The organism is Candidatus Desulfatibia sp., assembly GCF_036446775.1.
Lineage (GTDB): Bacteria > Desulfobacterota > Desulfobacteria > Desulfobacterales > UBA11574 > Desulfatibia_A.
Genome location: NZ_JAZFTO010000377.1, coordinates 1 through 5127, shown reverse-complemented (window position 1 = coordinate 5127; position 5127 = coordinate 1). Strand labels below are relative to the sequence as shown.

The 5127-nt window shown below is 41.8% G+C and carries 11 protein-coding genes; all 11 read right to left on the bottom strand.

The features are described from left to right. Positions 1–310: 310 nt before the first annotated feature. The 11 genes from V3S16_RS17135 to V3S16_RS17085 all read right to left on the bottom strand — a co-directional run bounded on the left by V3S16_RS17135 (position 311) and on the right by V3S16_RS17085 (position 4981). Positions 311–697 carry a hypothetical protein gene (locus tag V3S16_RS17135; protein WP_413887161.1) on the bottom strand — a complete coding sequence of 129 codons (387 nt, stop codon included), beginning with the start codon at positions 695–697 and terminating at the stop codon, positions 311–313. Between the two features lie 166 nt (positions 698–863). Next, entirely contained in the window at positions 864–1481 is a 618-nt protein-coding gene (locus tag V3S16_RS17130) for a class I SAM-dependent methyltransferase (protein WP_413887159.1), read from the bottom strand. A 95-nt stretch (positions 1482–1576) separates the two neighbouring features. Beyond that, positions 1577–2101 carry an SET domain-containing protein gene (locus V3S16_RS17125; RefSeq protein WP_413887157.1) on the bottom strand — a complete coding sequence of 175 codons (525 nt, stop codon included), beginning with the start codon at positions 2099–2101 and terminating at the stop codon, positions 1577–1579. A gap of 144 nt (positions 2102–2245) precedes the next feature. After that, on the bottom strand, positions 2246–2575 hold the full coding sequence (locus tag V3S16_RS17120; RefSeq protein ID WP_413887155.1) for a type II toxin-antitoxin system HicB family antitoxin: 330 nt from the start codon (positions 2573–2575) through the stop codon (positions 2246–2248). Continuing rightward, positions 2559–2819, bottom strand: a complete 261-nt coding sequence (locus V3S16_RS17115) for a toxin HicA (RefSeq protein ID WP_413887153.1) — start codon at positions 2817–2819, stop codon at positions 2559–2561. Before V3S16_RS17115 ends, V3S16_RS17120 begins: the two co-directional genes overlap by 17 nt. 145 nt (positions 2820–2964) lie before the next feature. Then, positions 2965–3225, bottom strand: a complete 261-nt coding sequence (locus V3S16_RS17110; protein ID WP_413887151.1) for a Txe/YoeB family addiction module toxin — start codon at positions 3223–3225, stop codon at positions 2965–2967. Then, positions 3225–3467, bottom strand: a complete 243-nt coding sequence (locus tag V3S16_RS17105) for a type II toxin-antitoxin system Phd/YefM family antitoxin (protein ID WP_413887149.1) — start codon at positions 3465–3467, stop codon at positions 3225–3227. The genes V3S16_RS17110 and V3S16_RS17105 overlap by 1 nt, the downstream gene beginning before the upstream one ends. Positions 3468–3642: 175 nt before the next feature. Further along, entirely contained in the window at positions 3643–3975 is a 333-nt protein-coding gene (locus V3S16_RS17100; RefSeq protein WP_413887147.1) for a type II toxin-antitoxin system RelE/ParE family toxin, read from the bottom strand. Beyond that, positions 3968–4252: a type II toxin-antitoxin system Phd/YefM family antitoxin gene (locus tag V3S16_RS17095; protein ID WP_413887145.1), complete on the bottom strand. Its 285-nt coding sequence runs from the start codon at positions 4250–4252 to the stop codon at positions 3968–3970. Before V3S16_RS17095 ends, V3S16_RS17100 begins: the two co-directional genes overlap by 8 nt. A 211-nt stretch (positions 4253–4463) precedes the next feature. Beyond that, positions 4464–4757, bottom strand: a complete 294-nt coding sequence (locus tag V3S16_RS17090) for a type II toxin-antitoxin system RelE/ParE family toxin (RefSeq protein WP_413887143.1) — start codon at positions 4755–4757, stop codon at positions 4464–4466. Then, positions 4754–4981 (bottom strand): addiction module protein, encoded by a 228-nt coding sequence (locus V3S16_RS17085; RefSeq protein WP_413887141.1) that lies wholly within the window; start codon positions 4979–4981, stop codon positions 4754–4756. Before V3S16_RS17085 ends, V3S16_RS17090 begins: the two co-directional genes overlap by 4 nt. Positions 4982–5127 lie beyond the last annotated feature (146 nt).

The following is a 5127-nucleotide window of genomic DNA, read 5'->3' as shown; positions in this document are numbered from 1 at the left end:
CCAAATATTAGGTCTGGATCAACTTTAAATTTCTTGGATATGATTTCAATATCAATTGGAACATACATTTTCGAAGATCGTGTTTTGTTTTCTTTTTCATCGTAGTTAATAAAATCATCGTAATACATATCGTATATGGCTGTAAGAATTTGAAGGTCTGTAGGCAATTTTTTCATTTTTCAAATTGGCATTTAACGGTGTGGATGAGCAGCGGGCCTAAGAAATTCGAGCTACTACAGCCCTTGCGTAAAAGGCCATAGTTTCATCCCGTCTGCTCCACCCGCTATGTTATGTTTTTTAACCTTATTTTTTAATCTTTTTTTAGAAATTTAAAAACGAACCATACAACCAAAATGGCTGCCACAACAAATGGAGAAATAACTTGCTTATAGCTTGCTGGATCAATACTAAAAATCATGAACATGAAATCCGCTTCATATTGAAGCCATTTTTCTTGATAAAGAACTCTTAAAACGAATAATGCTAAAACTAAAATAATTGCTAAGGCTAATTGTATTTTAACTCCACTTGGCGTTCGGTCTTTAAAAGGGATTTTAATTTCAGACAATGCAAATTCTTTAAGATCTTCTCCAGTCGTGCTTATAATTTCTCCACAACTGCACATATGCTTACCTTTTGGTAACCATTTTAATTCCTTATGACAGTTTGGACATTTTAAAATGCTTTTATCAGACATAATTTTATTTATTGAAACATAACGTAATGCTGAGAGGCAGCAAGAATTGAAAGACTCTGATATTTAAATGTTCAAGCAAGAGATTGGCAAAAGCTTAACCGCGAGTCACCTGCTGTTCTCTCCAGCATGTTGTTATACGAAAAGCAAACACACCCCTGGATTTACTTTACCTTTGAACAGCTGAACCCCAGTAATTAAAACTCGCCGGTTTCCATCCAGGGATGTACATTGTCTCGATATAATTAATTTTGAATCCTCCTTGCTCTATGAGATTCGGTATTGGTCTGTTTAAATTACATCCTCCTCCCATTCGCTTCCAGATCGGATTCATTCGATTTTGCCATCGACGAACATCTTCATCGGGAGCAAGTCCATGCTCGCAAAAGATCAACTCGCCTCCCGGCATTAACACTCGACTCATTTCACTCAGCGCTTGAACTACATCCGGGATCGTACACAATGTGTATGTAACCAAAACCGTGTTGACACTATTTGACTCCAACGGAATCTCGTTACCAGACAGGCCTATGAATTCAACCTCAAATTGAATGTTTTTTACTCGTTTTTCAGCCATCTTCCGCATCTGAACAGATGGGTCCAAGCCCCATATGTATTCAACATTTGAAGAATCGTAAAATTGTAAATTCAATCCGGAGCCAATACCGATTTCCAAGACACGGCCTTTCGCTAAAGGTACAACCTTTTTGCGTTGATACATGATTGGTTTTCCGCTGCAAAGAAACTCGGTTATCTTCGGCAAGATGTATTTTTCATATAAACCCATTTTTCCTCTCTAGCCCTTAACTTATTTCTCGTATAACGTAGGCATAACCTGCTGGGGTTGAGCGTAGCGAAAACCCGTCGCCCTTAATGCCGTGGTTATCTTTCCATAGTCTCCTTGAGATGCTTGATTTTCTTTAGAATGTAGGAAGAAAAATAGTCTCCATATCTCTGTTGGAGCTCAGGGTCTTTCCAGTCTTCTCCGGTGATTTTACCTCTACAGAGGGCTGACCCGCACAGGCAATCTAAAGAATAGTCGTCACTTCGCTCCATGGCGTAGTCATGACAGAGTTCCCTTCCCGGTTCTATGGCACGCATAGCAACATACGTAATCTGTCCTTCAAACCCAACATTAGGATCGCAGGAATGGTTGATGAAAATGGTCATTCTGTCGATTTCCTCAGTGGAAGTCGGAGTCAAATAGAACTGATCATGAACCTGAAGAGCGTAGTCTCCAACTCCAGATGTGATATCAGCAAGTTGTTCCGAAGTAACAATATGGCCCATCTTCACCGCAACTACCTCGTCCTTGTCGATCCTCTCTATCGCGAATACGCCTCGACCATGTAAATCACTCGTTCTAACTTCAATCTTTCGAGACCGATAGCAGCGAACCTCAGACATCCCTATCCTTGGGGGCCTATCGTGTTCAACTTGTTTCATTCTTCGATTCCCCGGTTAGGAAAAATAACACATAAGTCACCAGCCAGTGTGGAGCGCAACGAAACACCGGTCTGGTGAACTGACAGGTTGCGTGGAGTTTTTGATTTATTGGCTTAATTTGGAACTGGCAATCCGATTGAGGCTTATGCCGGATTCAGCGGCCTGAACAGCAAGTTTTCGATGAACATCCGGCGGTACGCGGACCATAAACTTACCACTATAAGATCTGCAAGCAATAGGCGCCGGAACTGTCTCCCCGGTTGCAGCTATGTCCTTTACAGCGTCAGCAACCAATTTTCGAATACCTTTCAGAGCAGCTTCCGGGGTAAGAGCCAGCCAACTTAAGCTCGGAAACTCCGCACATAAACCTACATATTCATTATCATCTTCAGACCAGGTTACACGGTATGTATATCGATCATTTTTTAATGCCACGGCCGACCTCCAACTTTTCAAGGGCCAAAAGCACCTGTTTTACTTGGTATGCCTTGGCCTTTCCTTTATGATTTTGGATATTGATCCTTGGATCACCTTGCCAGGGGGTTTTGTATATTCGATGGCTGCTTGCACTTTTACGAGGTTCCCCAAAGAAATTTTCACAAACTTTGCATAAATCAGTGAATCTGACATCTTTGGGGTTTCGTTTCATTTGTGCCAAGATGTCATCAATTTTTGCCATGGCTATATAGTATCAATATTGATATCATTGTCAAGCAAGAATCACATATTCTATGATGGTCGTACCTATCATTTTTTACACACAACGTGCGCTTCAGCGGCGCGGCTTTAGACGCGTCCGACTGCAAGCGCAATGTTATGCCTGGTCATTCATAATGAGTCCACATCCTAATGACTTTAACCACTTTTTCGTCATCAAGAATCTGATAGACTAGCCGATGTTGTATATTTATTCGCCTGGAAAAGGCCCCGGATAAATCACCTAATAGCTTTTCGAATGGTGGAGGCGTCGTGTAAGGATTCTCACGCAGGATTTCAATTAGCTTTTCGGCTTGCGGACGTAGGCCAGCAGCGGATAGCTTTTTGGCGTCTTTTTGAGCCTGTTTTGTGAAAACGATTCGCCACATTACCAGTCAAGTTTCCGGGTGCATTCCTCGATTGGAGTGGCTAATCCTTCCCGAATTGATTCCCGCATACCAGGAATATTCAGTAGATACATGGTTTCCTGAATAGCGCGCCAGTCGTCCTCTGAAATAAGCACAGCGCTGCCGCGCTTACCCTTTATGATAATTGGCTCGTGAGACGACGCTGCTTCGTCAATAAGTCGATATAGCTTTGATCTTGCTTCCGTGGCTGTTAGTGTCGGCATGATTTACCCCTGATGTAATGAATTGTTTATATTCGAACAGTACGGCATTGCGTACGCTTTGTCAAGTTTTATCAAAGAGGCATAACGCCCAGCTTAACCAGCAGGGAAAAGCATAGCGACCGATAGGGAGCGGCGCTTTTGCCAGGCTGAGTTAAAGCTGTTGTTAGCAGTGATCTTATTTAGAATAAATCAATCTTTTCAACAGGATATCTTCAACGTTCTGCCTCGCATCCAAAACAGACAAAACATAAACCTTCATTTCTGATATTCTGTATATAATTCTCCAGGGAGCGATAATTAATTCACGATATATTAATATGCCTTGATCTTGAAGCTCTGGTACTATGCGGCCTCGTTCAGGAAGGGTGTGAAGGCTGGATGCTTTTTGTTTGATCTTTTTTAGTAGCTTTAATGCATTGGCAGGGCTGTCTTCTGCAATATATTCGATAATTCCCTTTAAATCATTTTCTGCAACACCAGCCCATTCAATTTTGTAGTTGTCACTCATTTAAGCTTTTTTTCAGTGAGTTTTCAATATCTTTGAATACATCCTCCTGTGACTTAGCCTTACCATTTTTAATATCGGATTCACCCTGTGAAACCAACTTCAATATACCGATTGCATTACGCATATTTTCATAACTTTTAGGGTCTTGAAGCACAGCTCTTGGTTCTCCATTCTGTGTTATTATGACAGGGCGATGGGTTTCGTTGATTTGATTAAACAAATCGGCTGCCTTTGACTTAAGATATGTAATAGACTTTATATCACTTGTAATATTCATTTTTATCACCTCCAGTCTCTATATGGTACTAAATATAGACCGAAAGTCAAGGCTTAATTTTCGTGGACTGCTAACCCCCCGCTTCACCTGACGGCGGCGGGAACCTAAAAATTGGCTAAAAGTTGAAAAATTACAACATGTAAACTATTTGCTTAAAGCCGCAAGATATAGCCGGTCAGCGTGCAAGCGGTTGTTCGCATTGGTGGTGCTTCTACGAAAGCCTATCTTTCCAATACGATGGCTCCCGGCTGCAATGCATAACGGCCAGAATCAAAATGTAACTTTCTTCGATGGTATAAAGAATAGCGTATGGGAAACGCCTGGTCAGGCAACGTCGGACATCTTCATCAATAACGCGATATAAACCTGGATCCTCAGTTATTTTTTCGATCGCGTTTTCTACCTCAGTGTAAAACGCCGATGCCAATGAGGGGCTTTTCTCGGAATAATAAATCGTCGCTTCTTTGAATTCAGCGCGTGCTTCTGGGTGAAATAAGAAGGTCATTTTTCGTCAATAAGCTTTCGAACGCCTTCCATCACCTCAACGCCAGGTATTGGTCTGACGAGACCACTTCGCACTTCATCACGGCGTTTTTTTGCTTCGGTCAACCAGATTTCACGAACTGACTCCTGATCAAGACTTTCAACAAGTCTTTCAGCCAGTAGAGCCCTAGCTTCACCAGACAGAGTCATGGCCTTTGTTGCCAAGTCGTCCACAGATATAGCCATTATTCATCACCTCCTGAAATTATTGCCATATTCTACTATATACTGGCTCTTAATTCAAGTGTTGCCTGAAAGTCATTGAAATACTCCATATATCCGGCGATTGGCGAATTGCATCATACTCCGGAAATATCTTGCGGTATGCGAAC